The 543-nt window shown below is 49.7% G+C and carries 1 protein-coding gene; it reads left to right on the forward strand.

What is annotated here, in order from left to right; translation table 11 throughout:
* Window positions 1–543, forward strand: a 543-nt coding sequence (locus R7093_RS27530; protein WP_318147316.1) for an ABC transporter permease, incomplete at both ends; no start/stop codon positions are given.

Raw genomic sequence — 543 nt, forward strand, 5'->3', positions numbered from 1 at the left:
GATAGGTTTAGCCGATTTGTTTCTTATATGTCGACGGCGGGCATCACGATCGGTGTGATGGCGTTGGTCACTGTGCTTTCGGTTATGAACGGATTCGAAGCACAACTGAAAGAGCGCATTCTTGGTGTTCTTCCTCACGCGGTGATTTCTCAACATGATGGTCGCACTCCACTGACGGAGTCTGCGCCGCAATTCATTCAAGCGATGTCGGATGTTGCTGAGCCAGAACCTGTTGTTCGCGGAGAGGCGGTAATTCAAAGTTCGGCACAACTGACGGCAGGTTATTTGATTGGGATTGAGCCTAAGAAAGGCGACCCGATTGCCAACCATTTGATTGCGGGTCGTTTGTCTTCTCTTCAAGCGGGAGAGTACAAAGTGTTTCTTGGCCACAGTTTAGCGCGCTCTCTTAAGGTTTCTATTGGCGACAAAGTTCGTTTAATGGTGACAAACGCCACGCAGTTTACCCCTCTTGGTCGAATCCCTAGTCAGCGCAACTTCACAGTGGCTGGTATTTTTAATACCGGTTCGGATGTCGATGGCCAG

The sequence above is a fragment of the Vibrio sp. 1580 genome (genome assembly GCF_033340055.1).